The organism is Nonomuraea sp. NPDC050643 (assembly GCF_040654715.1).
Lineage (GTDB): Bacteria > Actinomycetota > Actinomycetes > Streptosporangiales > Streptosporangiaceae > Nonomuraea.
Map to the genome: position 1 here is coordinate 145,957 of NZ_JBFAIM010000019.1, position 25,224 is coordinate 171,180.

General features: G+C 73.2%; 23 protein-coding genes and 1 pseudogene. 16 read left to right on the top strand and 8 right to left on the bottom strand.

What is annotated here, in order from left to right; all coding sequences use genetic code 11:
• Positions 1–15 precede the first annotated feature (15 nt).
• Positions 16–924: a hypothetical protein gene (locus tag AB0I15_RS26440; protein WP_358100740.1), complete on the bottom strand. Its 909-nt coding sequence runs from the start codon at positions 922–924 to the stop codon at positions 16–18.
• A gap of 50 nt (positions 925–974) precedes the next feature.
• A complete protein-coding gene (locus tag AB0I15_RS26445) occupies positions 975–1,862 on the bottom strand; it encodes a hypothetical protein (RefSeq protein ID WP_358100743.1) in 888 nt (295 codons plus the stop codon).
• A gap of 305 nt (positions 1,863–2,167) precedes the next feature.
• Between AB0I15_RS26445 and AB0I15_RS26450 the strand changes: the two genes are divergently transcribed.
• The 5 genes from AB0I15_RS26450 (at position 2,168) to AB0I15_RS26470 (ending at position 6,022) form a co-directional block, all read left to right on the top strand.
• Positions 2,168–2,911 carry an ABC transporter ATP-binding protein gene (locus tag AB0I15_RS26450; protein ID WP_358100745.1) on the top strand — a complete coding sequence of 248 codons (744 nt, stop codon included), beginning with the start codon at positions 2,168–2,170 and terminating at the stop codon, positions 2,909–2,911.
• Between the two features lie 52 nt (positions 2,912–2,963).
• Positions 2,964–3,449: an ATP-binding protein gene (locus AB0I15_RS26455; protein WP_358100748.1), complete on the top strand. Its 486-nt coding sequence runs from the start codon at positions 2,964–2,966 to the stop codon at positions 3,447–3,449.
• A complete protein-coding gene (locus AB0I15_RS26460) occupies positions 3,446–4,039 on the top strand; it encodes a response regulator transcription factor (protein ID WP_358100751.1) in 594 nt (197 codons plus the stop codon). Before AB0I15_RS26455 ends, AB0I15_RS26460 begins: the two co-directional genes overlap by 4 nt.
• A 172-nt stretch (positions 4,040–4,211) precedes the next feature.
• Entirely contained in the window at positions 4,212–4,868 is a 657-nt protein-coding gene (locus AB0I15_RS26465; RefSeq protein WP_358100754.1) for a response regulator transcription factor, read from the top strand.
• 2 nt (positions 4,869–4,870) lie between these two features.
• Positions 4,871–6,022 (top strand): HAMP domain-containing sensor histidine kinase, encoded by a 1,152-nt coding sequence (locus tag AB0I15_RS26470; RefSeq protein ID WP_358100757.1) that lies wholly within the window; start codon positions 4,871–4,873, stop codon positions 6,020–6,022.
• A gap of 27 nt (positions 6,023–6,049) precedes the next feature.
• Here the strand turns inward: AB0I15_RS26470 and AB0I15_RS26475 are convergent, their stop codons facing one another.
• The gene (locus AB0I15_RS26475) at positions 6,050–8,896 is read right to left on the bottom strand and encodes a hypothetical protein (protein ID WP_358100760.1); all 2,847 of its coding nucleotides are present in this window, start codon (positions 8,894–8,896) and stop codon (positions 6,050–6,052) included.
• Positions 8,897–8,990: 94 nt separating this feature from the next.
• Positions 8,991–10,856: a propionyl-CoA synthetase gene (locus AB0I15_RS26480; RefSeq protein ID WP_358100763.1), complete on the bottom strand. Its 1,866-nt coding sequence runs from the start codon at positions 10,854–10,856 to the stop codon at positions 8,991–8,993.
• A gap of 58 nt (positions 10,857–10,914) precedes the next feature.
• Between AB0I15_RS26480 and AB0I15_RS26485 the strand changes: the two are divergent.
• From AB0I15_RS26485 to AB0I15_RS26495, 3 genes and pseudogenes are all read left to right on the top strand, one after another.
• A pseudogene (locus AB0I15_RS26485) lies at positions 10,915–11,541 on the top strand (nucleotidyltransferase domain-containing protein).
• A complete protein-coding gene (locus AB0I15_RS26490; RefSeq protein ID WP_358100766.1) occupies positions 11,538–12,272 on the top strand; it encodes a nucleotidyltransferase domain-containing protein in 735 nt (244 codons plus the stop codon). Before AB0I15_RS26485 ends, AB0I15_RS26490 begins: the two are co-directional and overlap by 4 nt.
• Positions 12,269–15,832 carry an AAA family ATPase gene (locus tag AB0I15_RS26495; protein WP_358100769.1) on the top strand — a complete coding sequence of 1,188 codons (3,564 nt, stop codon included), beginning with the start codon at positions 12,269–12,271 and terminating at the stop codon, positions 15,830–15,832. The genes AB0I15_RS26490 and AB0I15_RS26495 overlap by 4 nt, the downstream gene beginning before the upstream one ends.
• A 10-nt stretch (positions 15,833–15,842) precedes the next feature.
• Here the strand turns inward: AB0I15_RS26495 and AB0I15_RS26500 are convergent, their stop codons facing one another.
• Together AB0I15_RS26500 and AB0I15_RS26505 are read right to left on the bottom strand one after the other, a co-directional pair.
• Positions 15,843–16,604, bottom strand: coding sequence for an arylamine N-acetyltransferase (locus AB0I15_RS26500; protein ID WP_358100772.1), 762 nt, complete (start codon positions 16,602–16,604; stop codon positions 15,843–15,845).
• A 36-nt stretch (positions 16,605–16,640) separates the two neighbouring features.
• The gene (locus AB0I15_RS26505) at positions 16,641–17,585 is read right to left on the bottom strand and encodes a GNAT family N-acetyltransferase (protein ID WP_358100774.1); all 945 of its coding nucleotides are present in this window, start codon (positions 17,583–17,585) and stop codon (positions 16,641–16,643) included.
• 130 nt (positions 17,586–17,715) lie between these two features.
• Between AB0I15_RS26505 and AB0I15_RS26510 the strand changes: the two genes are divergently transcribed.
• Both AB0I15_RS26510 and AB0I15_RS26515 read left to right on the top strand, forming a co-directional pair.
• The gene (locus AB0I15_RS26510) at positions 17,716–18,648 is read left to right on the top strand and encodes a hypothetical protein (RefSeq protein WP_358100777.1); all 933 of its coding nucleotides are present in this window, start codon (positions 17,716–17,718) and stop codon (positions 18,646–18,648) included.
• A gap of 117 nt (positions 18,649–18,765) precedes the next feature.
• Positions 18,766–19,281, top strand: coding sequence for a hypothetical protein (locus tag AB0I15_RS26515; RefSeq protein ID WP_358100780.1), 516 nt, complete (start codon positions 18,766–18,768; stop codon positions 19,279–19,281).
• A 101-nt stretch (positions 19,282–19,382) separates the two neighbouring features.
• Here the strand turns inward: AB0I15_RS26515 and AB0I15_RS26520 are convergent, their stop codons facing one another.
• A complete protein-coding gene (locus AB0I15_RS26520) occupies positions 19,383–20,180 on the bottom strand; it encodes a methyltransferase domain-containing protein (protein ID WP_358100783.1) in 798 nt (265 codons plus the stop codon).
• Positions 20,181–20,335: 155 nt separating this feature from the next.
• Between AB0I15_RS26520 and def the strand changes: the two genes are divergently transcribed.
• The 6 genes from def (at position 20,336) to AB0I15_RS26550 (ending at position 24,284) form a co-directional block, all read left to right on the top strand.
• Positions 20,336–20,869 (top strand): peptide deformylase, encoded by a 534-nt coding sequence (gene def, locus AB0I15_RS26525; RefSeq protein WP_358100786.1) that lies wholly within the window; start codon positions 20,336–20,338, stop codon positions 20,867–20,869.
• 7 nt (positions 20,870–20,876) lie between these two features.
• A complete protein-coding gene (locus AB0I15_RS26530; RefSeq protein ID WP_358100789.1) occupies positions 20,877–21,509 on the top strand; it encodes a helix-turn-helix domain-containing protein in 633 nt (210 codons plus the stop codon).
• Positions 21,502–22,914: a pyridoxal-dependent decarboxylase gene (locus AB0I15_RS26535; RefSeq protein ID WP_358100792.1), complete on the top strand. Its 1,413-nt coding sequence runs from the start codon at positions 21,502–21,504 to the stop codon at positions 22,912–22,914. The genes AB0I15_RS26530 and AB0I15_RS26535 overlap by 8 nt, the downstream gene beginning before the upstream one ends.
• Before the next feature lie 103 nt (positions 22,915–23,017).
• Positions 23,018–23,470, top strand: coding sequence for a CBS domain-containing protein (locus AB0I15_RS26540; RefSeq protein WP_358100794.1), 453 nt, complete (start codon positions 23,018–23,020; stop codon positions 23,468–23,470).
• Positions 23,471–23,479: 9 nt separating this feature from the next.
• The gene (locus tag AB0I15_RS26545; protein ID WP_358100797.1) at positions 23,480–23,839 is read left to right on the top strand and encodes an MmcQ/YjbR family DNA-binding protein; all 360 of its coding nucleotides are present in this window, start codon (positions 23,480–23,482) and stop codon (positions 23,837–23,839) included.
• 100 nt (positions 23,840–23,939) lie between these two features.
• A complete protein-coding gene (locus AB0I15_RS26550) occupies positions 23,940–24,284 on the top strand; it encodes a hypothetical protein (RefSeq protein WP_358100799.1) in 345 nt (114 codons plus the stop codon).
• A gap of 70 nt (positions 24,285–24,354) precedes the next feature.
• Here AB0I15_RS26550 and AB0I15_RS26555 read toward each other — a convergent pair whose 3' ends face one another.
• Positions 24,355–25,221, bottom strand: coding sequence for a hypothetical protein (locus tag AB0I15_RS26555; protein WP_358100802.1), 867 nt, complete (start codon positions 25,219–25,221; stop codon positions 24,355–24,357).
• Positions 25,222–25,224: the final 3 nt, after the last annotated feature.

Genomic DNA, 25,224 nt, shown 5'->3' on the forward strand with positions numbered 1-25,224 from the left:
GGATCCTAAGGGAAATCAACCGTTAAGGTGGCGGAACGCTTCGTGCGCCGAACTGACACTGTCGCGTAGCGCCTGTTCAAGGCGGTCGGCGTCGTCGGACAACCGGCCCAGCTCCGGCACCGCGGATCCGTCGGCGCCGGACTCGGCCAGGAGCTCCTCGTAGCGGGGCAGCCGGGCGCTGAGGCGTTCGATCTGGTCTCGGGCGCGGTAGGCGCGCTCGGCGTCGGCCACGTGGCCGGCGTAGCGTTCGAGGGCCTCGACGCGGGCGAGCACGGCGCGCTCGCTGCTGTCGAGCGCGCGGGCGAGGGGCTCGGCCACGGCCTCCACCTCGGGGGTGACGCCCTCGGAGACGACCTCCTGGTGCTCGGAGCGCAGCTCCGACAGCTTGGCCAGCAGCCGGGCGATCTCCCACTCCTGGGCGGGCAGCATGACGCCGTTCCTGACGTCGTCGAGCAGCCCCTTGGCGTGCACGCTGGAGTCCATGACCTGCTCGATGGCCGCCTGGGCGCGGGTCATGAGCGATCGGGCGGGGTCGTCGAGCTGTTCGCGTACGACGTAGTGGCCCTCGTTGTGGCGGGCGGCGTCGTAGACCTCGCGCTCCAGGACGCGCCGGCGTTCGACCTCGGCGTCGGGCCTGGGCCTGAGCAGGACGCTGACGATCAGCAGGGCCGCGCCGGTCATGATGACCACGAAGGGGGTGTAGCGGCCGGCGACGAAGAGGGCCAGGCCGTACACGACGGCCGCCAGGGCCGTCACGGTGGTCGCGAGCCGGGCCGCGTTGCCCACGATGGGACGGTGGCGTCTGTGCGCGGGCGCCCATCCCGCGTGGATGCGGGTGAGAAGTTTGCGGTTGTCACGAAGGAGGGCCGCGACATCGCCGGGCACCGCCGGATCGACTATCACCTTCGTATGACGTCCGGGCACGTTATTGATCCTATGTGCCCATCTGTCCGACTGTCAGCCTTCTCCGGCGTTCAGCCTTCGAGGTAGCGGAAGGCCTCGTGGGCCGAGCGGACGCTGCGGCGTAAGGTGCTCTCCAGGACGTCGGCGTCCTCGGCCAGCCGCTCGATCTCGGGGATGGCCAGCTTGTCCGCGCCCGACTCCGCGAGCAGCTCCTCGTAGCGCGGCAGCCGGGCGCGCAGCTCCTCGATCTGGCTGCGGGCGTGGTACGCGCGCTCGGCCTCGGCGACGTGCCCGGCGTAACGTTCCAGCGCCTCGACCCGGGCGACCACGGCCGCCTCGCTGTTGGACAGGGCCCGTTCGAGCGGCTCGATCACCGAGGCCACCTCCGGCGCGATGCCCCTGGCCAGCAGTTCCCGGTGCTCCAGGCGCAGCGCCGACAGCTTGGCCAGCAGCCGGGCGATCTCCCACTCCTGGGCGGGCAGCATGACGGCGTTGCGCGCGTCGTCGAGCAGGCCTTCGGCGTTGACGTGGGAGCGCAGCACCGAGCCGATGGCCCGCTGGGCCCTGAGCAGGATCTTCCGGGCGTCCTGGTCGAAGTCCTCGGCCAGGAGGTAGCGGCCGTCGTACCAGCGGGCCTGCTCGTACACGGCGCGCTCGTTGGGGCGGTCGTGCTCGGGCACCTCGCTCATGGAGGCGATCTTGACTAAGACGATGAAGACGTACGTGCCGAGGAGCACGAACCCGGCGGCCGGGTACCGCGAGACCAGCAGGACGGACATCAGCGCGACGACGACCGGTGTGGCGGCCAGTAACACCGCGCTGGAGGGGCTGCGGCGGCGCGAGGGCTGCAACTCCGCGGGGGGCACCCACCCGGCTCTGACCCTGGACAGTAAGGGGGCGTTGGCGCGCAACAGTCCGGCGATCTCCGGCGGCACACCCGGCTCGACGACCACACCCACGTTCTGTCCTGGCACCCTGGCGCCCCCAACGCTAGTCGTGTGTGGATATTACGTAACATTCCGCGTGAGTGTCAGCCTCCGAAAGGTCAGGGAGGGGAACCACCGGTTGCGCGCGCCGGGCACCTCCATGGCGGCGGGCACCGGGCCCAGGCGCACCACCGTGGCGTCGACCAGCACCGCGGCGGCCACACCCACGCCCATGACCCGCGGCGCCCCGGGCGCGGCAGGCTCATGACATCCGTCATAGGGGCGCGGCTGACGTACGGCACTACAGGCGCTCCCCTGCCCTCGAGCAGGCTGTCCGCATGAGTGATGCGCTGAAACTCGAGGCCGTGACCAAGCGGTACGGCCGGGTCACCGCGCTCGCCGGCGTCGATCTGGACGTCGGCGGGGGACAGACGGTGGCGGTGCTCGGCCCCAACGGCGCGGGCAAGAGCACGCTGCTGTCCATCGCGCTCGGGCTGCTCACCCCCGACGCCGGCTCGGCCCGCGTGCTCGGCCGGACGCCGGCCGAGACGGTGCGGTCGGGCCGGGTGGGGGTGTTGCCGCAGGAGTCCGGGCTGCTGGAGGACGTGCGGGTGGCGGAGCTGGTGGCGGCGGTGGCGGGGATGCACCCGAAGCCGCTGACGCCGGAGCGGGCGATGCGGGCGGCGGGGGTCGAGCCGATCGCCGGGCAGCGCGCCGGGCGACTGTCCGGCGGGCAGCGGCAGCGGGTGCGGTTCGCGCTGTGCGTGGCCGGCGATCCGGACCTGCTGGTGCTCGACGAGCCGACCGTCGGGCTCGACGTGGAGGGCCGCCGCGCCTTCTGGCAGGAGGTACGCGCCAGGACGGCGCGCGGTCGCACCGCCGTCTTCGCCACGCACGACCTCACCGAGGCCGACGACTACGCCGACAGGATCGTCCTGCTGGCCGAGGGCAGGGTCGTCGCGGACGGCCCGGTCGCCACGGTCAAGTCCCTGTTCGCGGCGTACGAGGAGGTCAGGGACGTGCGGGTGGAGGGCACGGATCTGGAGAGCGCGTTCCTGAGCCTGACCGGAGGGCGGGACTGATGGGGTCGTACCTGCGGCTGGAGCTGCTGCGCACCTTCCGCAGCCCGGGGAGATGGCCGAGGTGGAGCGGGCGGCGCGGCGGGCGCTCGACGAGGTGCGGCACGCCATCGCGGGCTATCGGGCGCCGTCGTTGTCGGAGGAGCTGGAGACGGCCACGCGGACTCTGGGGGTGGCCGGGATCGAGACGACGGTCTCCCCCGCCGACGGGCCCATCCCCGCCGCCGCCGAGACCCTGCTGGCCTGGGCCGTACGGGAGGCCGCGACGAACGTCCTGCGCCACAGCCGCGCCCGGCGGTGCTGGATCGGACTGCGGGTGGACGAGGCGGCGGCGACCCTGGAGGTACGTGACGACGGCCGGGCCGGGCACGCCCCTGATGCCGCCCGTTCCACGCGACGCCCGGACGCGGCCGCCGGGAACGGGCTGGCCGGGCTGGCCGAGCGGATCGGCGGCGCCGGTGGGCGGCTGGAGGTGGGAGCCCTGCCCGGCGGCGGCTACCGGCTCCGGGCCCTGGTCCCGCTCGAAGGGGTCCTGCCGTGATCCGGGTGCTGATCGCCGACGACCAGGACCTGGTCAGGGGCGGGCTGGCGGCGCTGCTCGGGCTCGAGGAGGACATCGAGGTGGTGGCCGAGGCCGGCCGGGGCGACCTGGTGGTGGCCGCCGTCGAGGAGCACGACCCCGACGTGATCCTGCTCGACATCGAGATGCCGGGCCTGTCGGGGCTGGAGGTCGCCGAGCGGCTGCCGGGCCGGCGGGTGATCATCGTGACCACGTTCGGGCGGCCCGGCTATATCAGCAGGGCCCTGGCGGCGGGCGTGGCGGGGTACGTGGTCAAGGACGCCCCGGCCGCCGAGCCGGCCGCCGCCGTCCGCAAGGTGATGGCCGGAGAGCGCGTCATCGATCCCAAGCTGGCCCTGAGCGCCCTGACCACCAGGCCGAGCCCGCTCACCCAGCGGGAGGCGGAGGTGCTGCGCGTCGCCACCGGCGAGGCCACCGTGGCGGACATCGCCCGGCGGCTGTTCCTGACCGAGGGCACCGTGCGCAACTACCTGTCGTCGGCGATCGGCAAGACCGGAGCCCGCAACCGCGCGGAGGCCGTCCGCGTGGCGGAGGAGCGCGGCTGGCTCTGACGCGGCGCGGGCGGTCGTGGGAGCCCGGCCCCGCGCCGGAGGAGTCGTGCGGCTCTGATCGCGTGCGGCCGGGTGAGGGGCTAGCCTGGAGCCCGCCTAGCGGTGGTTATGCCCGCGTTATGCCGATCGGTGCAGACTGGGGCGGCATTTTGAAGATCTTTTTGGGGGCGCGGTGCGTGTTCTGATCGCTGAGGACGAGCGGATGCTCGCCGCTTCGATCGCCGAGGGGCTGCGTGGGGAGGCGCTGGCGGTCGACGTCGCCTATGACGGGGAGGCGGCGCTCGAACGGCTCGGCGTGCACGACTACGACGTGCTGATCCTGGACAGGGACCTGCCCGCCCTCCACGGCGACGAGGTGTGCCGGGCCGTCGTCGAGCGCGGCTGGCTGGTGCGGGTGCTCATGCTGACCGCCGCCGCCGACGTGCGCAGCCGGGTGGCCGGGCTGTCGCTGGGCGCCGACGACTACCTGCCGAAGCCGTTCGCGTTCGAGGAGCTGCTGGCCCGGGTGCACGCGCTCGGCCGGCGGGCCAGGAAGGCCGACCCGCCCATGCTGGAGCGGACGGGGGTGCGGCTCGACTGGGCGCACCGGCAGGTGTTCCGCGACGGCCGGTACGTGCCGCTCGCCCGCAAGGAGTTCGGCGTGCTGGCCGAGCTGCTGCGCGCCCAGGGGGCGGTGGTCTCGTCGGAGACCCTGCTGGAGAAGGTGTGGGACGAGCACATCGACCCGTTCACGAACACGGTACGGACGACGATGATGAAACTGCGCAAGAAGCTCGGCGAGCCCCAGGTCATCGAGACCGTGCCAGGGTCGGGATACCGCATCCCATGAGCATGCGCCTACGTTTCGCCCTGACCTGCGCAGGTGTGTTCCTGCTGCTCGGCGGCCTCACCGTGACCGGGGTCTACCTCGTGGTGCGGCAGAGCCTCGAATACCGGGGCGCCCTGCTCACCCCCGCCGCCATCACCGTCGACGGCTGGCGCACCTTCCGGCGGCTGGAGGGCCCCTACGAGGTCGCCCGGCAGCGGGCGATGCAGGTCCGCGTGGTCTACCAGCGCGACACGCTGAACAGCGTGCGCACCGTCGGCCTGTACGCGGTGCCGATGACCGCGGCGGTGGCCTTCGGGCTCGGATGGTGGGGCGCCGGCCTGGCGCTGCGGCCCCTGGGGAAGGTCACCGAGACCGCGCGGCGGGTGGCGCAGAGCCACGACCTGACCGAGCGCATCGCGTACGAGGGGGCCCGGGAGGAGGTCAGGGAACTGGCCGACATCTACGACACGATGCTGGACCGGCTGGCCCGCTCGTTCGACGGCCAGCGCCGGTTCATCGCCAACGCCTCCCACGAGCTGCGCACGCCGCTCACCATCAACAGGACGCTGGTGGACGTGGCCGTGCGGCGGCCCGACGCCACCGATGACGTCAAGCGGCTGGGCGAGTCGCTGCTGCTGGTCAACACCCGTCACGAACGGCTCATCGACGGCCTGCTGGCGCTGGCCGAGGGTGAGCGGGCGGTGCTGGACCGGCGGCCGTTCGACCTGTCGGACGTGGCCGAGCACGTGCTCGACCAGGCGGCGGACGAGGCGGCGGAGCGCGGGGTGAGCATGCACCGGCTGCTCGACTCGGCCCCGACGGTCGGCGAGGCGGTGCTGGTGGAGCGGCTCGTGCAGAACCTGGTGGAGAACGCCGTCCGGCACAACCATCCCAAGGGCGAGGTGTGGGTGACGACGCGGCGGCGTACCGAGCAGGTGGAGGTGGTCGTGGCCAACACGGGGCTGCCCGTGCCGGCGTACGAGATCGAGACCATCTTCGAGCCGTTCCGGCGGCTGCACGGGGACCGGCTGCGGTCGGACCGGGGCAGCGGGCTGGGACTGTCGATCGTGCGGGTGATCGCGGAGGCCCACGGCGGCACGGTCACGGCCCGGCCCAGGGACGAGGGCGGGCTCACCATCACGGTGGAGCTCCCCGCCGACCAGTCCGTGCCCTGAGCCGGCCGGTCCGCGGGCTGGGGGCGGTCAGTCCGGGCCCTGGCGGTCGCCGGGCATCAGGGCGCTCTGGTGGATCTCCCAGAGCGCCGGTTCGGGGATGCCGGCCTTGACGAGCTGCTCCCAGGTCGCCATCCGGTCGGCGGGGTCGGCCAGCAGGGCGTGCAGCAGCGGGCGCAGCTCGGACCGGTCGGCCCCCTCCTCGTTCCACATCGCGCCCAGCGCCTGGTGCATCGCCGGCGACCGGACGGCCACCGTGCGCAGGAGCTCCGCAAGGATGCCGGCCCGCTCCCGGAACGGCAGCGCCCGCCCCTCCCCCAGCGAGCGCAGCAGCAGGTCCAGCAACCGGCGGTGCCGGGGCGTGTGCCCGGTGGCGACGGCCACGACGACGTCGCCCAGACCGGCGGACTCCGTGGCGCCGCCGAGGACGACGTCCTCCTTGCCGCCGTCCATCACCCGGTGCGCCGACAGGGCGGTGACCAGCCCGGTCCAGCCCTCATGCCCGAGCTGGCCCTTCCACAGGTGGGTGAGCGAGGACCAGCGCTCCAGGTGGTCGGGCCCCGGCAGCATCGAGGAGACGCTGACCGGCTGCTCGGAGACGGCGACGATGAGCAGGGTGAGGTTCGCGGAGTAGGCGGCCAGGCGGCGGGGGACCGTGTGCCGCACCGGGCGGAAGCCGGTGAAGTGGCGGCGCGGGCGCTCGTGCAGGGAGCGGCGCAGCAGCCCCGTCAGCAGGTCGGCGCAGCGGGCGCGTACCGGGGAGGGCACCTCGGCGATCAGCTCCAGGAGGAAGCCGACCGTCGGGCCCCGCTCGGCCAGGCAGGAGTGGGACGTGACCGCGTACAGCAGGTCGTCGTCCACGGCCTGCACCAGGGCGAGCGGCTCGTCCCCGACGAGGTGGCGGCGGCGGTCGAGGTCGCGCAGCGCGTAGAGGGTCAGCCAGGCCACCAGGAACTCGCCGAACGTGGAGTGCAGGAACGCGTGGCCGTTCCTGCGGACGAAGAAGAACCGCTCGGTGGCCTTGCGCGCCCAGTCGGTCCGCTCCTCCTCGTCGCCGGGGTCCTCCTCGCCGCCGTGGCACAGGGCGGGCAGGTCGCGGTCGAGCGCCTCGTCGGTGATGACCTGGCGGCCACTGGCGAGCATGGACAGCGCGACGGCGCCGAGCAGGACCAGCTCCTGGTCGATCGCCACCCGGCGGGCGCCGCCGGTCTCGCGCTCGGTGTAGTCCCGCAGCAGCACCTCGTACAGGCGGGCCCGGCGGAGCGGGCCGTGGTCGTGCTGCAGCGCGTTGCCGCCGGCGTCGTAGAGCGCGAGCAGCAGCAGGAGCAGCGGGTGCCTGGCCATCTCCCCGTGGGCCAGCGCCGACTCGGCGGGCAGCGGCTTCAGGTCGCGCCGGGCCAGCAGGGCGCGGTTGGCCTGGTCCCAGATGTCGAGCCACTGGCGTACCTGGTCGTCGTCGAACGGCTCCAGTTGCAGGGCCAGCAGCCCGTCGGGGAAGCGGATGCGGTCGGTCACGACCGTGCGGCTGGTCACGATCACCGCGACGGGCCTGCCGAGCTCGGCCTGCGCGGCCTGGAACTCCCGTACATGCTGGAGGTAGTCGTAGCGGTTGACATCGCCCTGGACCAGCTCGTCGAACCCGTCGAGGAGGATCACCGGCATCGCGCCGTCCCCGGCCTGCACCAGGTCCGGGTAGGTCACCGGCTCCTCCAGGATCCCGGCGACGGCCTGCTCGATCTGCTCGGTGACCTCGGCGCGCGCCCGCACGGCGCGCAGCTCGACCCTGATGGGCAGGAACTCCGACCTGGCCAGCCTGGCGCCCAGCACCTCGGTCAGCTTGCTCTTGCCCGAGCCCGGCTCGCCGAGCACGAGCAGGGGCGCCTGGGTGGCGCGCAGCGAGGTGAGGTACCCGACCAGGAACGCCTCCGCGTCGGGCAGCAGCCGCTGCTCCTCCCACCATTCCCGCAGGGCCGGCGTGGCCCCTCGGGTCAGCTCCGCCACCCGGCAGCGCGGCGTCAGGTAGCCCTCGCCGAGCAGCGGCAGCGACACGTCCTCGGGATGTTTGCCGGCCTGCAGGAGCGGCCGGTCGAGGGCGTTGGCGGCCATCCTGGCGCGGTGGATCACGGGCCGGTCCCCCACCCGGGGCGGGGCCAGCTCGGCCAGCAGCCACGCCACCCGCGACAGCGCCGTGGCGGGCGGCGGCTTCTCGGTGACCAGGCTGCGCACGCCGAACTCGTGGCTGTCGAGCGCCAGCGACCGGTAGTCCTCGTCGTAGATGCGCAGCGCGTGCGCGGGCGGGCCCTCGGCGAGCATGCGGGGCAGCAGGAGCTGGTCGTCGACGGGTAACTCGTCCCAGACGGCCAGGCCGCCGACGTAGCCGGCCATGGCCTCGGACATGCGCAGATAGGCACGTTCCACGGCCTGCCGCGTCTCGGCGTAGGAGACGTGCGGCTCGGGCGTGGGCAACCGTTCGAGCAGCAGCCCCGCCATCAGCCGGGCGAACCGCTCGGCGGTGGGCACGCCGTGGGAGATCCGGTCGCCGCGGTCGAGCTGCTCCAGCGTGAACGGCAGCTTCGCCTCCCCCAGCGCCTCGAAGTACGCGGCGACGACGATCGCGGCGTGCGCGGCGGCCAGGCGCCGCGTGCGGGTGAAGCGGTCCACGCCGCTCTTCAGCTCGGGCATGCGGCGTACGACGTCCTCGCCGTAGCCGACGATGCCGTCGCGCATGTCGCGCAGGTTCGCCGTGAGCCGCCCGCCGCCGGCCAGCGCCCACCCGGTGCGGGAGGCCGCGGAGGCGAACCCGATCACCTTGACGAGCCTGCCGTCCTTGCATCCGAGGATCCTCAGGGCGTCGGCGTAGTTCGGGGTATCGATCATGGCCTTCTCCCGGGGACTGGGATGTCCCATCATGCGCCGTACGCCCTGGGCGCGCAGGCTCCTCGCCCAGGGCGGTCCGAACGTTACCTGGCCGTCATGTTCCCTTCAGTGCCTGCTCGATCTCCGGCAACGCCGCCGGGTCCTCGATCGTGGAGGGGGTGTTGTAGGCGTTGCCGTCGGCGATGTCGCGCATCGTGGCGCGCAGGATCTTGCCCGAGCGGGTCTTCGGCAGGCGGGTCACCACGACGGCGCGGCGGAAGGCGGCGACCGGGCCGATGCGTTCGCGTACGAGGGCGGTCAGCTCGCGCTCCATCTCCCCCGGGTCGCGCTCGGAGCCCGCCTTGAGCACCACGAACCCCATCGGGAGCTGGCCCTTCAGCTCGTCGGCCACGCCGATCACGGCGCACTCGGCCACGTCGGGGTGGGAGGCGATGACCTCCTCCATCGAGCCGGTCGAGAGCCGGTGGCCGGCGACGTTGATGACGTCGTCGATGCGGCCCATGACGTAGAGGTAGCCGTCGGCGTCGAGGTGGCCGCCGTCGCCGGTGAGGTAGTGGCCGGGGTAGCGCTCGAGGTAGGAGCGGGCGTAGCGGGCCTCGTCGCGGAAGAGGGTGGGCAGCGCGCCCGGCGGCAGCGGCAGCTTGACGGTGACGGCGCCGTCGACGCCGGGCGGGCAGTCGTTGCCGTCGGGGTCGAGGATGTGCACGTCCCAGCCCGGTACGGGCTTCGTCGGCGAGCCCGGCTTGACCGGCAGCGGCCCGAGGCCGACGCAGTCGGCGGCGATGGGCCAGCCGGTCTCGGTCTGCCACCAGTGGTCGATGACCGGGATGCCGAGCAGGTCGGCGGCCCAGTGGTAGGTGTCGGGGTCGAGCCGTTCGCCGGCGAGGAAGAGGTAGCGCAGCCCGGACAGGTCCCACTTTTTTGCGAAATTGCCGGAAGGGTCCTCTTTTTTGATGGCGCGGATCGCGGTCGGCGCGGTGAACAGCGTCCGCACGCCGTGCGTGGCCACCACCCGCCAGAACGCGCCGGGGTCGGGGGTGCCGACGGGTTTGCCCTCGTACAGGATGGTCGTGCAGCCCGCGAGCAGCGGGGCGTAGACGATGTAGGAGTGGCCGACCACCCAGCCGACGTCGGAGGCCGCCCAGTAGACCTCGCCGGGGGCGGCGCCGTAGACGTGGGACATGCTCCAGTGCAGCGCCACCGCGTGCCCGCCGTTGTCGCGCACGACGCCCTTGGGCGAGCCGGTGGTGCCGGAGGTGTAGAGGATGTAGAGCGGGTCGGTGGCGGCCACGCTCACGCACTCGGCCGGGGCCGCCTCACTCACCGCCCGCTCCCAGTCCAGGTCGCGGCCCTCGGCGAGCTCCGCCGGGCACTCGGGCCGCTGCAGGATCACGCAGCGGCCGGGCCGGTGCGCGGCCTGCTCCAGCGCGGAGTCCAGCAGCGGCTTGTACGCCACCACGCGCGCCGGCTCGATCCCGCAGGACGCCGACAGCACCACCTTGGGCCTGGCGTGGTCGATCCGCAGGGCCAGCTCCCTGGCCGCGAACCCGCCGAACACCACCGAGTGCACCGCGCCCAGCCGCGCGCACGCCAGCATCGCGACGACCGCCTCGGGGACCATGGGCATGTAGATCACCACGGTGTCCCCGGCCGCCACGCCGAGATCGCGCAGCATGCCCGCCGTCCTGGCCACCTGATCCAGCAGCTCGGCGTAGCTGTAGGTGCGCGACGTGCCGGTGACCGGGCTGTCGTGGATCAGCGCCGCCTGCTCGCCCCGACCGGCGTTCACGTGCCGGTCGAGCGCGTTGTAGCAGGTGTTCAGCCGTCCGTCGGGGAACCACCGGCCGTCGCCGTAGACGGTCGCCGGGGACACGTCCCACTGGATGCCCAGCGCCGCCTCGCCCCAGAACTCCTCGGGTCGCTCGATGCTCTGCCGGTAAGCCTCGTCATAACCGCCCACTTATCGATCAGACCAGTCCGCGCCCCCATGGCGCAAGATATGACGGGTGGACGATGACATGATCCTTTCGGTCGTGATGGGCTCCCGGGCGTACGGGCTGCACACCGCGACCTCCGACACCGACCGGCGCGGCGTGTTCGTGGCGCCGACGGCCGCGTTCTGGCGGCTGGACAAACCCGCCACCCACCGGGACGGGCCGCTGCCCGAGCAGTTCTCGTGAGAGGTGGAACGCTTCTGCGGCCTGGCCCTCGAGGCCAACCCCTCCGTCCTGGAGTGCCTGTGGTCGCCCCTGGTGGAGACGGTCACCCCGGCCGGGCGGCGGTTACTGGACCTGCGGGCGGCGTTCCTGTCGGAGCGGGCGCGGCGCACGTTCGCCGGATACGCCGACGACCAGTTCCGCCGCCTCGACCCCGCGCGGCCGAAGTGGAAGCAGGCCATGCACATGGTGCGGCTCCTGCTGAGCGGCCTGCACCTGGTGCGGCACGGTGAACCGCTCGTGGAGGTGGGGACTTACCGGGAGCGGCTGCTGGCGATCAGGCGCGGCGAGGTGCCGTGGGACGAGGTGGACGCCTGGCGCTCCGCCCTGTCGGCCGAGCTGACCGGCCTGTCCGGCGTGCTGCCGCCCTCGCCGGATCGTGAGCGGGTGGAGGACTTCCTGGTGGGCGTGCGGAAGGAGCACCTGTGACCGGGTTGCCGGAGTGGCTGGGCGAGGTGGCCGGGGAGCAGCCGTACCCGCTGGTGTTCGCGACGGTGAGCGGAGCCCATCTGTACGGGTTCCCGTCGGCGGACTCCGACGTGGACCTGCGGGGCGCGCACGTGCTGCCGGTGGCGGAGGTGGCGGGACTGCGCGACGGGCCCGGAACACTCGACCGCACCTGGACGCGCGACGGGGTGGAGGTGGACCTCGTCACGCACGACCTGGCGAAGTTCTGCCGGCTGCTGCTGGGGCGCAACGGGTATGTGCTGGAGCAGCTCCTGTCGCCGCTGACCGTGAAGACCTCGCCGCCGTACGAGGAGCTCGTGGCGCTGGCCCCCGGGTGCGTGACCCGGCACCACGCCCATCACTACCTGGGGTTCGCGCGGACGCAGTGGCGGCTGTTCGGCAAGACGCGGGAGCTGAAGCCGCTGCTGTACACCTTCCGCGTGCTCGCCACGGGGGCCCACCTGATGCGCACCGGGGAGCTGGAGGCCGACCTGACGCGGCTGTACGCGTACGGGCCCGCCTACCTGCCGGAGCTGGTCGCGGCCAAGCGGGCCGCCGAGCACGCCCTGGCGCCCGCCGTACCGGGGGTGGAGGGGGACGTGGAGCGGATGACGGCGGCGCTGGAGGAGGCGCAGACCTCGTCGCCGCTGCCGGACCGCTCCACGGCGGAGGCCGCCCTGCACGACCTCGTGGTACGGGCGCGGCTGCCATGAGCTCGGTGCCCTTCGTGGGCCGGCGGGCCGCGCTGGGGGTCGTCGAGGAGGTGCTGAGGGCGGGGGCCGGGTGCGTGGTGGTCGAAGGACCGGCGGGGATCGGGAAGAGCCGCCTGCTGGCGGAGGCCGCCGGGATGGGGCGGGCGCGTGGGGTGGTGGTGGCACGGGGACGGGCCACCGAACTGGACCGGGTGGCACCCCTGTCCACCCTGCGCCGCGCCCTCGGCCCACCCCTGTCCGGGCCTTCCCTCGCGACTGAGCCGTCCTTCCTGACCGACACCTCCCTCATCGCCGGCCCTTCTCTCGAGACCGACCCCTCCTTTACGGCCGGGCCTTCCTCTGTGGCCGGGCCGTCCGCTGCGGCCGGGCCTTCTGCTACGGCTGAGCCCTTCGCTGTGGCCGGACCCTTCGCCGTGGCCGGGCCGTCCGCTGTGGCTGGACCCTTCGCGCACGGCGGGGACCCGTTGCGGGACGGATTCCGGGCGGTCGAGCTTCTCGGGGAGGCGATCGAGCGCTTCACCCGTTCCCGGGGGCTGGTGATCATCCTGGACGACGTGCAGTGGGCGGATGAGCTGACCTGCCTGGCGCTGCGGCAGCTCGTTCCCGGGCTGGCCGGGTCGCCGGTGGTGTGGCTGCTGGGGCGGCGGCCACTACCCCGGCAGGAGGCGGTGGAGCGACTGATCGCGGAGGGCGCCCGGCGGGTGCCGCTGCCGCCCCTCAGCCCGGACGAGGCGGCGGAGCTGAGCGAGGTGCTGCTCGGGGCCCGACCGGGGGCGTCGGTGCTGGAGCTGGTGCGGGGCAGCGGGGGAAATCCGTTCCTGCTGGAGGAGGTGCTGGCGGCACTGCGGGCCGAGGGCCGGATCTCGGTGACCGGCGGTGTGGCCGAGGCAACCGATGGCGCGGCCGGAGCGAGCGACGACGCGGCCGAGGCGACCGGCGGCGTGGCCGGGGCGACTGGGGGCACCCCGACGGGCGATGGCCGCGCTCCGGCGAGCAGCCGCCCGGCTCCGACGGACGGCGGCATGGGCGGCGGCATGGGCGGCGGCATGGGCGGCGGCATGGGCGGCGGCGGTAGCGCTCGGCGCGGTGGCGCTCGTGGTGGTGGCGGCGAAAGGGCTGGCAGCGGTGGGATTGGTGGGCTGGGGCTGCCTGTGGGGTTCGTCGTGGCGGTGGAGAGGCGGTTGAGCGATCTTTCGGGTGAGGCGCGCAGGCTGCTGGAGGTGGGTTCCGTGCTGCGGCGGCCGTTCTCCGTGCACGAGGCCGCCGGGGTGCTCGGGGTGGCACCTGGGATGCTGGTCGGGCCCGTGGAGGAGGGTGTGCGTTCGGGTGCGCTGGTCGAGGACGGGGACCGGCTGGGGTTCCGGCACGATCTCATCAGGGAGGCCGTCTACGGCGGGCTCGGGGCGGTCCTCCGGACGGCGCTGCACCGGGAGGCGGCGGCCGTCCTCAGGGTGGAGGGACGATCGCCCACGGAACTGGCCGAGCACCTTCGGTACGGGGCCCGGGTGGGTGACGCGTCGGCGATCCGGGAACTGCGCATGGCCGCCGAGGAGGTGATGGCCGTCGCACCCTCGGCCGCCGCGGACCTCATGCTCCGAGCCCTCGAACTGTCGAGACCGCCAACCCTCGCGCCACCCGCCACGCCACCCGCCACGGCACCGGGCGCGGCACCGAGAGCGGCACCGAGAGCGGCGGCTGGTGAGGCGGTCGATGAGCGGAGCGGTGAGGCGACCGGGCAGACGGCCAGTGAGGCGGCCAGGCAGACGGCCGGTGAGGCCATCGGTGAGGCGGCCGGTGACAGGGCCCGTGAGGCAGCCGGGCAGACGACCGGGCAGGAAGCCGGTGAGGCAGCCGGGCAGGTGGCCGGTCAAGCGGACGGGCAGGCGATCGGTGAGGCGGATGGGCAGGTGGGTGGTGAGGCGGGGGTGTGGAGGGTGGGGGCGGGTGGTGGGCTGGTGGGGGATGTGGTGCGGTTGCTGGCGTCGGCGGGGCGGATTGGTGAGGCTCGGGAGATCGCCGACGGGCATGGCGTTCTCCTTGACGCGGCCGGGGAGGCTGGGGTCGCCATTGGGCTGGCCGAGGCGTTGAAGCACGCCGGGGACGATCAGGGGGTCATCCGGCGGACCGGCCGGGTGCTGGGGTTGCCCGGCGTACCGGTGCGGGAGCGGGCGCGGCTGCTGGCCGTGCGGGCGCACGCGCTGATGATGACGGGCGAGATCGACGCGGCCGATCGGGCGGCGGTGCGGGCGGTGGCGGAGGGTGAGGTGTTCGCCCAAGTGGTGGGGTTGGAGGCGCGTTCCACTGTGGCGATCTTCCGTGGCGATCTGGACGGTGCGCTGCGGCACGCGGAACGGTCGGTGGCGCTGGCGGACGCGGCGGGCGGGGAGAGCGCGCATCGGCATCCGCGGCTGTGGCTGGGAGCCGCGCTGACGGCCCTGGACCGGTTCGAGGAGGCGCAGGCCGCCTACGCGGTGGTCGAGCGGGAGTCCGGGCGGCTGGGTACGGCCTGGGCGTTGCCGTTGCTGCACTGCTTCCGGGCTGAGCTGCTGCTGGCCTGGGGGCGGTTGGACGATGCGGCGGCCGAGGCGGAGGCGGGGCTGCGGGTGGCGGGACAACTGTCGGCGATGGCGCTGGCTCCGGCGTTGCTGGGGGTGCTGGGGCATGTGGCGTCGCTGCGGGGCGAGCCGGAGACGGCGCGCGGATTCCTGGATCGGGGGCGTGCGCTGGCCGGGGACGGGCCGGGACTCGTGGCCGAGGAACTGCGCTGGCGGATGGCACAGGCGGAGGAGGAGGCGGGGGTGCAGGCGGAGATGCGGGCGAAAGTGCGGACGGAGATGCGGGCGGAGATGCGGACGGCGCGGCCGTCTTCCGGGTCCGGTGTCGTGGGAGGTGGCGGTGGGCCTGGTGGTGCTCCGGCGGTCCTGCGGGGTGGGGCGTTGGCGTACCTGGTGGTGCGGGAGCCGTGGACGGCGGCGCGGTGGCGGGCGGTGCCGGGGGTGGTGGCGTGCGTGCGGGACCTGGCGCGGCGTAATCCCCGGGTCGTGTCGCTGGCGGCAGGGGCCGCGCACGCCGAGGGGCGGCTGGAGGAGGCGATCGAGCTGTACCGGGCCGGGCCCAGGCCGCTCGGGCTGGCCGTAGCGCTGGAGGAGGCCGGGCGGCGGGAGGAGGCTCTCGAGGTGTACCGGTCGTGCGGCGCCGCGATGGACACCGGGACAGGCTCCGTGACGGACACCGGTACGGGCGCTGTTACCGGCACCGTTGCGGGCACCGGCACCGCGGGCACCGTTGCGGGTGCCGTGATGGACACAGGCGCCGGTGCCGTTGCGGGTGGCGCACGACCGGCCAGAGGCAGGCGCGGGTGGGCGGCGTTGACGGCGGCCGAGTTGCGGGTGGTGCGGCTCGTCGCTCAGGGCATGACGAACCGGGAGGCCGCGGCGGCGCTGTTCCTGTCGCCGCACACCATCGACAGCCACCTCCGCCACGCCTTCGCCAAGCTCGGCGTGAACAGCCGGGTGGAGCTGACCCGCCAGGTGCTGTCCCACGAACCCCCGGGCCCGTGACCCCGCCGGGTCAGGGGCGCAGGCGGGGCAGGAGGGCTTGGGCATCCTGATCGGTGATCTCGATCCCGAGCTCGTCCCGGAGCCACCGCGCGAGATCGCCCGCCGCCGGGAACGTCCGTTCCTCCAGGCGGATGCGGGCATCCGCGGTCGTGCGCTGGGCCAGGACGTGCCGGACGAACGGCGAGTGCGGGCTGCGGGACACGTAGAAGTTCGCCACCTCGAAATCGCTCGGATAGTGCGGCTCGTCCGGACGGAACGCGTACAGCTCCGTCTCCCCCGCGTGCAGCACCCAGAAGTCCCCGTCCCGCCCGAGCCGCCACCGCCACGGCCCGGACTCCAGTTCGGCGCCCTCCTCGAACGGCAGCGGCTCCACCAGGCCGTCCCCGCCGAAGCCCACGTCCGCCAGCCAGGTGCGGCCCTCCGCCCGGACGGTGAGCATGGCGTGGCCGCGGGGCAGGTGGGAACGGCCCAGGCGGATCCTGGCCAGGTGCCGGGTCACCGGGAAGCCGAGGCGTTCCAGGGCGGCGGCCAGCAGCAGGTTGTGCTCGTGGCAGTAGCCGCCCCGCCCGCCCGTCACCAGCTTGTCCTGCACGCTGCCCAGGTCGAGGGCGACGCCCCGGCCGAGGACCACGTCCAGGTTCTCGAAGGGGATCGAGCGCACGTGCGCCAGGTGGACGGCGCGCAGGGTGGCGGTGGACGGAGCGAACGGGCCGGCAAGGCCGATGCGGGTCAGGTAGGCGTCCAGGTCGAGTTTCTCAATGTCCCACGTCATGGACTCCACGGTGGCGGGCGCGGCGGGTGGGACGCATCACGTGTTCACGGGATTCGCCGACAAGACCAGCCTTACGGCGAAATTTCGGTATCCGGCCCGTTCGAAGGCCCGCGCCATCGGCACGTTCTCCGCGTCCGTGTCGGCCACGATCCGCTGCGCCCCGCGAGCCGCGTGGAAACGGGTGATCTCGCCGAGCAGGTCGTCGGCGTACCCCTGGCCGCGCCGCTCGGGCACCACCCCCAGGTACCCGACCACGGGCCCGGCGTTGTTGGCCGACGGCAGGGCGACCCCGACGAGGTCCCCGCCCTCGTCGTACGCCAGCCGCCACCATTCCCGATCCCCCTCCAGCAACCGGTAGTCGCTCACGTCCTGGCGCGCCTGCGTCATCGGGTCCATCGTGGTCAGGGCCTGGCGGGTGTGGAAGTCGAGGCTCCCCGCCGCCACCCTCGCGAACGCCGCCACGAACGCCTCGTCATCGTCATCCCCCCGGAACACCAGCCGCTCCGACGGCTCCGGCACCTCCGCCTCCGCGGACGTCCACGCGTAACGCAGCCGTTCCAGTTCCTCGGTCAGCCCGGCCCGCCCCGCGGCCTCCCACCGCCAGGCGATGGCCGCGCGGGCCTTGGGTTCGTCACGCCAGCCGTTGGAGACGAAGACGTGGTACGCGGGCACGACCCCGAACGCCTCATGACCCCGGCGCAGCAGCTCGGCGGCCACCTCCACGCGGTCGCGGACCGAAGGGCGGACGTAGAGGCAGTCGAGGGCGAGAGGCTTGGGACCGTCGGGGAAGCCCCACCAGACGGCCCTGGCCAGGATCTCGTCGCTCTGGTCGTCGAGCGCCAGCCAGATGCGGTCGAAGTGGTAGTTCCCGCTCTCCAGGAACGACAGCAGCCGTTCGGGGTGGCTCCAGCTGATGGACTCGTCGACGACGCAGCCGAGCAGACGGTCTAGGTCTTCCTTGACCGCGGGACGGAAACGCATGAATCCTCCGAGAAGTAGAAGCGGGCGCGGTGAACGCCCAGGCATGTGCCGAACATCTAAGCGCCTCCTTTCTTCTGACTTTTCGGTGTCAGGCGGCACTCTAACTGAAATATCGCGACAGGATGGGCTCGTGATGTCCTACAACGACGACACGCTGCCCCTGCAGCCCCCGATCCGGCTGCCCGGCGAGGCCACGCTCGCGGCCGCCGTGCGCGCCGCTCCCCTGGCCGAAGAGCTGAAGCCGGCAGGCGACGACGCGGAAGTGCTGGCCGCCTGGGCGGATCACTGCCGGAGACGGCTGGCCGAGGACGAGGAGCTGCTGCTCGAGCTGATCAGGATGTTCCTGTCGCGCGAGCCGCTCGTGGGCGACGTGCCCGAGACGCTGACGGGCCTGGGGCTGGTACGGCAGGCGGAGCCGTACACGCTGAGCTGGCTCGGCCTCTGGGCGGCGCGGCAGATCATCGCCGAGACCACCGGGCAGGACATCCCCGTCATGGGTTCGCTCGCCGGCGCCGACGCGGCGGCGCTGCTGCACGGGCTGCGGTCCTATCCGGAGCCCGAGCGCGGCGAGGAGCTGACGGGGTGGCTGAAGGGCCGGGACGACGAGGCGACGGCGGTGGCCGAGATCGCGGCGGCGCTGGGCACGGTGAGCCCGCTGAGCCGGGCGGTCGGTGTGGAGCTGCTGTCGTCCGCCTTCGGCGAGGAGGGGCGGCTGGCGCTGACCCGGCTGCTGGAGGAGCCCAAGCTCGGGGCGGTCGTCGCGGCCAGGACCGGGCGGGAGGATCGGCAGCCCGCGCCGGAGGAGATCGCCTGGGTGCTCGTGGACATGGCGGCGGCGCTGCTGGAGTTCGGGGGCGAGGCGGGTGAGGTCGTCGAGTCCATCGCCATGGGAATGGACGCCGAGGAGCAGGCCGGGACGATCGCGATCCTGGCGTTCGGCGATCATCCGTGGACGGGGCAGGTGCTGCGGGTGATCATCGAGCATCATCCGGACGAACGCGTGTCCGCCACGGCCCGCAAGGCCCTGCGACGCCTCCACGGCCTGACCGACCTCCGAGGCTGACCGGGCCTTCCCGCGGCCCGCGTAAGCCGCGGGAAGGGCTGAGCCGGACGGGTTGAGCGGGGTGCGGGATGTGGGGTGGGCGCGCGGGAGCGGATGGGCGCCGGTAGAGTCGGGCCGGTGACGACGCATGTGATCTCGCCGCAGACCGGCATCCTGGGTGACGCGTACGCCTGCGACTGCGGCACCCTGCTGGCCGGCCGGATGACGGCCGAGTTGCACGCCGCCGAGAACGGCCTGTGCTCGGTCTGCTTCGGTTCCGCCGCGGAGGAGCCCGTGCCCGGCCTGAACCGGCCCTGCACCGCCTGCGCCGGGAGCGGGCGGCGCAAGGAGCAGATCACCTGGCAGCTCGCCTACGCCGAGGCCGAGCACGTCATCACGATGACCGTCGTACGCGGCATCGTGGCGGGCTTCGACGGCCCGTTCCACCTGTCGGAGATCGCCGACACCGTCCGCGCGGGGCTGGGGCTGCCCACGGGCCGGCTGCCGGTCGGGCCCCGGGTGCGCGACCTGCTGCTGCAACTGCAGGCCGGGGGCGAGATCACCATGCTGTCGGCGCCCGACGAGATGGTCGGCACGGACATGGTCCTCTACCGCGACCCGCAGTGGCAGCGCGCCCGCACGCTGGGCATCTGACCCCGCCGCAGGCATCCCCCCGTCAACGCTGGGACGACCCGCCGCCTCGAGCACGGGGCCCGCAGTCTCAGGTCCGACCCCACCTCTTCAGGCCCGACCGGTCAGGCCACGCGGCAGACGATCTCGCCGTGCAGGATCGACAGCCAGCCGTCCTCGGCAGCCGCCCACGTCCGCCAGCCGGCCGAGATGCGCCGCAGGGCCGAGTCCGTGGCGGCCCCGGTGGCCAGGGCCTGCTCGGCCATCGCCGAGTGCACGACGCGCTCCGCCCACATGCCGCCCCACCAGTCCCGGTCTTCCGGTGTGGCGAAGCACCAGGTCGAGGAGGTCGCGGTGACGTCGCCGAAGCCGGCGGCGCGGGCCCACGACAGCAGGCGCCGCCCGGCGTCCGGCTCGCCGCCGTTGCCCCGCGCGACCCGCTGGTACAGCGCCAACCACTCCTCCAGCTCCGGCACCTCCGGATACCAGGTGAACGCGGCGTAGTCGCTGTCGCGCGCCGCCACGAACCCGCCCGGCTTGGTCACCCGGCCCATCTCCCGCAGCGCCCGCACGGGATCGCCGACGTGCTGCAGCACCTGGTGCGCGTGCACCACGCAGAACGTGTCGTCGGGGAAGTCCAGCGCGTGTACGTCGGTCACCGCGAACTCCACGTTCGCCAGCCCCCGGGCGGTCACCTCGGCCCTGGCCAGGTCGAGTGCGTCCGCGCTCACCTCGGACGCCGTCATGTGCCCCACCCGGGCCGCCAGGTCGGCGGTGATCGTGCCGGGGCCGCTGCCCACGTCGAGCACCTTCATGTGCGGCTTGAGGTAGGGCAGCAGGTATGCCGCCGAGTTCTCCGCGGTGCGCCAGCGGTGTGAGCGCAGCACGGACTCGTGGTGGCCGTGGGTGTAGACGGCGTCCATCGCAAACTCCCTCGTTCGGACGACCTCGTTCGGGCGACGATGAGGCCACTGTAACGAAGTCTCACCATTCAAGAGAAAATGTCTTGCGATACGAGACACCTTCCACAGCTCGTAGAATTGCCGGAAACGTTCGCACTTCAGGAAAGGCGTTGGTCGTGGGAGAGGTCCGGCCGATCGTGCACGTGGGCGACCCGGTGCTGCATCACCCGTGCGAGCCGGTCACCCGGTTCGACGACGAGCTGGCGGCACTGGTGGCCGACATGTTCGCGAGCATGTACGCGGCGGAGGGCGTGGGCCTGGCCGCCAACCAGATCGGCGTGCCGCTGCGCGTGTTCATCTACGACTGCCCCGACGCCGACGGGCAGCGGCACAAGGGCGTCGTCGTCAACCCCGAGCTGGAGCTGCCCGGCCTGGGCGAGCGGCGGCTGGACCCCGACGACGAGGGCTGCCTGTCGGTCCCCGGCCAGTACGCGCCGCTCCCCCGCCCCGACCGCGCCACCGTGCGCGGCCTGGACACCGCCGGCGAGCCCGTCACGGTCGAGGGCACCGGGCTGCTGGCCCGCTGCCTGCAGCACGAGACCGACCACCTCGACGGCCATCTCTACATCGACCGGCTCCCGGCCAAGCGGCGCAAGCAGGTGCTGGCGGCGTACCAAGAATCCACTAAAGCGGAAAAGGCACCGCTATAGTGGAGGAATGGAAGGCGAAGGTTTCCTGTCCAGCGGGCTGTCCATGGCCGAGCTGGGGAGGCGGATCCGCACCGAGCGGCGGGCGCGCGGGCTGTCCATCGAGCGACTGGCCGAGCTGAGCGGCATCAGCAGGAGCATGGTCTCCGAGGTCGAGCGGGGCGCCAAGACGCCGACCGTGCTGGTGCTCGACCGGCTGGCCACGGCGCTCGGCACCTCGATCGCGCGGCTGCTCGACGAGCCGGCGCACGGGGCGATGCGGGTGCTGCGCCACACCGAGCAGCGGGTGCTGCGCGACCCGTCCGGCTGGGAGCGGCGGGTGCTGTCGCCGGTGCTGGGCGAAGTCGAGTTCGAGTTCATGCGCACGACCATCGGCCCCGGCGTGGACGCGGGCGAGTTCGCGCCGCACGCGCCGGGGTCGCGGGAATACCTGGCCGTCGAGCACGGCGGGCTGCGGCTGACGATCGACGGCCGGCCGTACGAGCTGGCGGCCGGCGACTCGGCCTACTACCCGGGCGACCGCCGCCACGCCTTCGCCAACGACGGCACCACCGACTGCGTCTTCTACCTGGCCATGGAGCTGGGCCCGAGGGCAGGCGCGGGCGGGCACCACGAACCACGGAAGGAAACGCCCCATGGATGAGCTGCGCCTGGCAGGAGCGAAGGCGGCCGAGATGGCGGCCGGTCACCTCGCGGGCGTCGGCGACGGGCCGGTCTGGCGGCCGGTGCCGGACGACGAGCTCGCCTGGCTGACCGGGCAGGAGCTGCCCGAGACCGGGCGCCCGCTCGACGACCTGCTGGAGGACACGCGGGCGCACGTCCTGCCCTACCCGATGGGCAACGGGCACCCGCGCTTCTTCGGGTGGGTGAACTCGCCGCCCAACCCGGCGGGCGTGCTCGTGGAGCCGCTGGCCGCCGCACTCAACCCGAGCTGCGCCGGCGGCGACCACGCCGGGCCGCACCTGGAGCGCACGGTGGTGCGCTGGCTGGCCGGGCTGGTCGGCTTCCCGCATCCGCCCGGCGGCGGGCTGCTGACCAGCGGGGCGTCCATCGCCACCGTGATCTGCCTGGCCACCGCCCGCCAGCGGGCGGCGCGGGCCGACGGGTGGGACGCGCGTGAGGAAGGGCTGTCCGGCCGGGCGCCCTTCGTCCTGTACGTCACCGAGGAGGGCCACAGTTGCCTGCACAAGGCGGCCCAGCTCCTCGGCCTGGGGGCACGGAACGTGCGCACGGTGCCGGTGGACTCCGCGTACCGGATGGACGTGGGCGCGCTCCGCGCCATGATCGGCGAGGATCTGGCGGCGGGGCGGCGGCCGTTCTGCGTGGCGGGCAGCGCCGGCACCGTGAACTCCGGCGCGGTCGATCCGCTCGGCGAGATCGCCGACGTGGCGGCGGCGTACGGGCTCTGGTTCCACGTCGACGGCGCGTACGGCGCGCTCGGTGTCCTGGCCGACGGCGCGGCGCCGCACTACGCGGGGCTCGAACGGGCCGACTCGCTGGCCCTCGACCCGCACAAGTGGCTGGGCGTGCCGGTGGGCTGCGGTTGCGCGCTGCTGCGCGATCCGGGCGCGGCGCGGGCCGCGTTCAGCCTGGTGCCGTCGTACCTGATGGACGACAACGCGGGCGACCTCGGCTGGTTCGCCGAGTACGGGCCCGAGCAGACCCGCCCGTTCCGCGCGCTGAAGACCTGGGCGACCCTGTCGCACCTCGGCCGGGCGGGCGTCAAGCGCCTGGTCGACCACACGACCGGGCTGGCCCGCACGCTGGCCGCGATGGTCGAGGAGGCCGGCGACTTCGAACTGCTGGCCCCCGCGACCACCTCGATCACGGCCTTCCGGCACGTCCCCCAGGAGGCGCCGGACGGCGGGCTCGACGCGCTCAACCGGGCGATCCCGTTCGCGGTCCAGGCACGCGGCAACGCCTTCATCACCGGCACCCGGCTGGGCGGGCGCGACGCGCTGCGGGCCTGCTTCCTGCACCCGGACACCACCGAACGGGACCTGGTCGTGCTGCTCGACGAGATCCGCCTGGCGGCCAAGGCGCCGTAGCGGTAATCAGCCGCCCTCGACCGGCGACAGAACCGGCCAAGTCCGGTGAGTCCCGCGAGGGGGCCGGGTAGAGGGCGGCTGGACCGATCGACAGGAGGATCCCATGGTGAAGACCCCAGCGAAGACCCCAGCAAAGACCGTGGCGCAGACCGTGGCCGACGTCATGACCGCCCATCCCGCGTCCGTCGACATCGACCAGCCGGTGTCCGTCCCGGCCGCGCTCATGCGCGACCACGGCACCGGAGCGGTCATCGTCAACGAGAACGGGCGTCTGCACGGCATCGTCACCGACCGCGACATCGCCGTGCGGGTGATCGCCGACGAGCGCGGCCCGGACACTCCCGTCCGTGTGGCCTGCAGCGAGTCCGTCGAGGTCGTCTGCGCCGACACCAGCATCGAGCAGGCCGTGCGGATCATGCGCGCCCACGCCGTACGCCGCCTGCCGGTGGTCGAGGACGGCCGCGCGATCGGCATCGTGAGCCTCGGCGACCTGGCCATGGAGCGCGACCCGGGCTCCGCCCTCGCCAGCATCTCGGCCGCGGAGGCCAACCGGTAACGTGGCCCTGTGGTCACAGTCGACGATGTACGGCAGCTCGCCCGCACACTCCCCCGCTCGTCGGAGCACCTGATCCGCGATCGCGTCAAATTCCGCGTCGGCAAGATCGTCTACGTGGCGTTCTCGCATGACGAGACGCTGATGGGCTTCGGATTTCCCAAGGAGGAGCGGGAGGCCCTGGTCGCGGCCGAACCGGCGAAGTTCCTCATGCCGAGGGAGTCCGACCTGCGCTTCAACTGGGTGGTGGTACGCCTGGCCGCCATCGACGTGACGGAGATGCGCGAGCTGGTGCTGGACGCCTGGCGGATGTGCGTGCCGAAGAAGGTGCGGCTGGAGCAGGAGCTGGCCGCCGGGCGCGGGCCGCTCTGACCGTTTGACGTGGAGGCCTCGACAGATCCTCAACAGGGGCTCAACACCCGCGCTCCTACCTTCCTCGTACGACATCCGGTACGACAGGAAGGACGAGCACATGAAGCGGATCGGGACCGCGGTCGCGGCGGCGGCGTTCACGCTGGCGATGGCGGCGGGGACGCCGGCCGTCTCCGCGGCGAGCACCACGGCGAGCACCACGGCCATGCCCGCCGTCGCGCAGGTGACGGCCGCCGGGCCGGTGCCCAGCGTCAAGTGGCTGTGCGGCAAGCCGGTCATCAAGAAGCTCATCCCGGCGTGCAGCCACGGCCGGTGGGAGCTCACCACGATCAAGAAGATGCGCTGCCTCCAGGGGCACGCGCCCTACGTGGGGTGGACGGGGCCGTCCAAGCTGAGCTACTGGGCGATGCGGTGCTTCAAGACCAGCGAATGGGAGAAGTGGTGAACCCGTAGCCGTCCCGGGCCCGCGGCGAACGCGCGGGCCCGGCCCATGTCTCCGATGTGGCCGGTGGCGTTCAGCTCAGCCGGTCGATGCCGAGGGCGCTGATCAGCAGGCGCTCCTTGCGGTTGCCGAGCAGGCCGGCCGTCCAGTCGACGAAGCCGCCGTCGCCCACCTCCAGGCCCTTGCCGTAGATCTTGAAGCACAGGCCGGTGTAGTAGCCACGCCCGTCCTTGCGGTCGGGGTCGCGGGCGGCGCCGAGCTCCGCCGCCACCCGTTCGAAGCGCTCGTCGAGGACGGTGACCTTGACCTCGGGCTCGGCCACCCCGCAGGCGCGGACGGCGGCGGTGAGCACGGCCAGGTGCTCGGCCGCGTGTTGCCGTTCGAACGCCAGGTCACCGGTGTCGCGGCCCGCGCTGACCAGGGCGAACAGGGTGAAGTGGGCGTAGGTGGCGGCTCCGGCGACGTGCTGGGCGCGTACGACGCGCTGGACGGTGGCCAGGCGTACCGGCTCAGCGGGGGTGTTGCGGCGGCGCAGCGCCGCCTCGAGGGCGAGGGCGTTGGTGGGGTCGGCGGCGACCTCGCTGTTCCTGATCGTGGAGACGACCTTGTTCTGGTCGACGGTGCCCAGCGCGGAGTGGGTGCCGATCGGCGCGACGGGGGAGAGTGTGATCAGCTCGACGCCGGGTGGCACCGCTGACAGCACGGCGTCCTCGGCCTGCCGCAACCGGGCGAACGGGATCTGGCCGGGGGCGACGAACCGGTCGCGGCCGTAGCGGCGCAGGACGTCGGCCGGGGAGAGCGCTCGCGAGCGGCGGCGCATCACCTCCAGCAGCAGCGTGGTCAGATCGGCGCCGGACAGCCGCTCGGCCAGGATGTCGAGGATCTCCGGGCCGCCCGCCTGCGTGAGCACCCGGTCCAGTGCACTTGCTCGCTCCGCCATTCT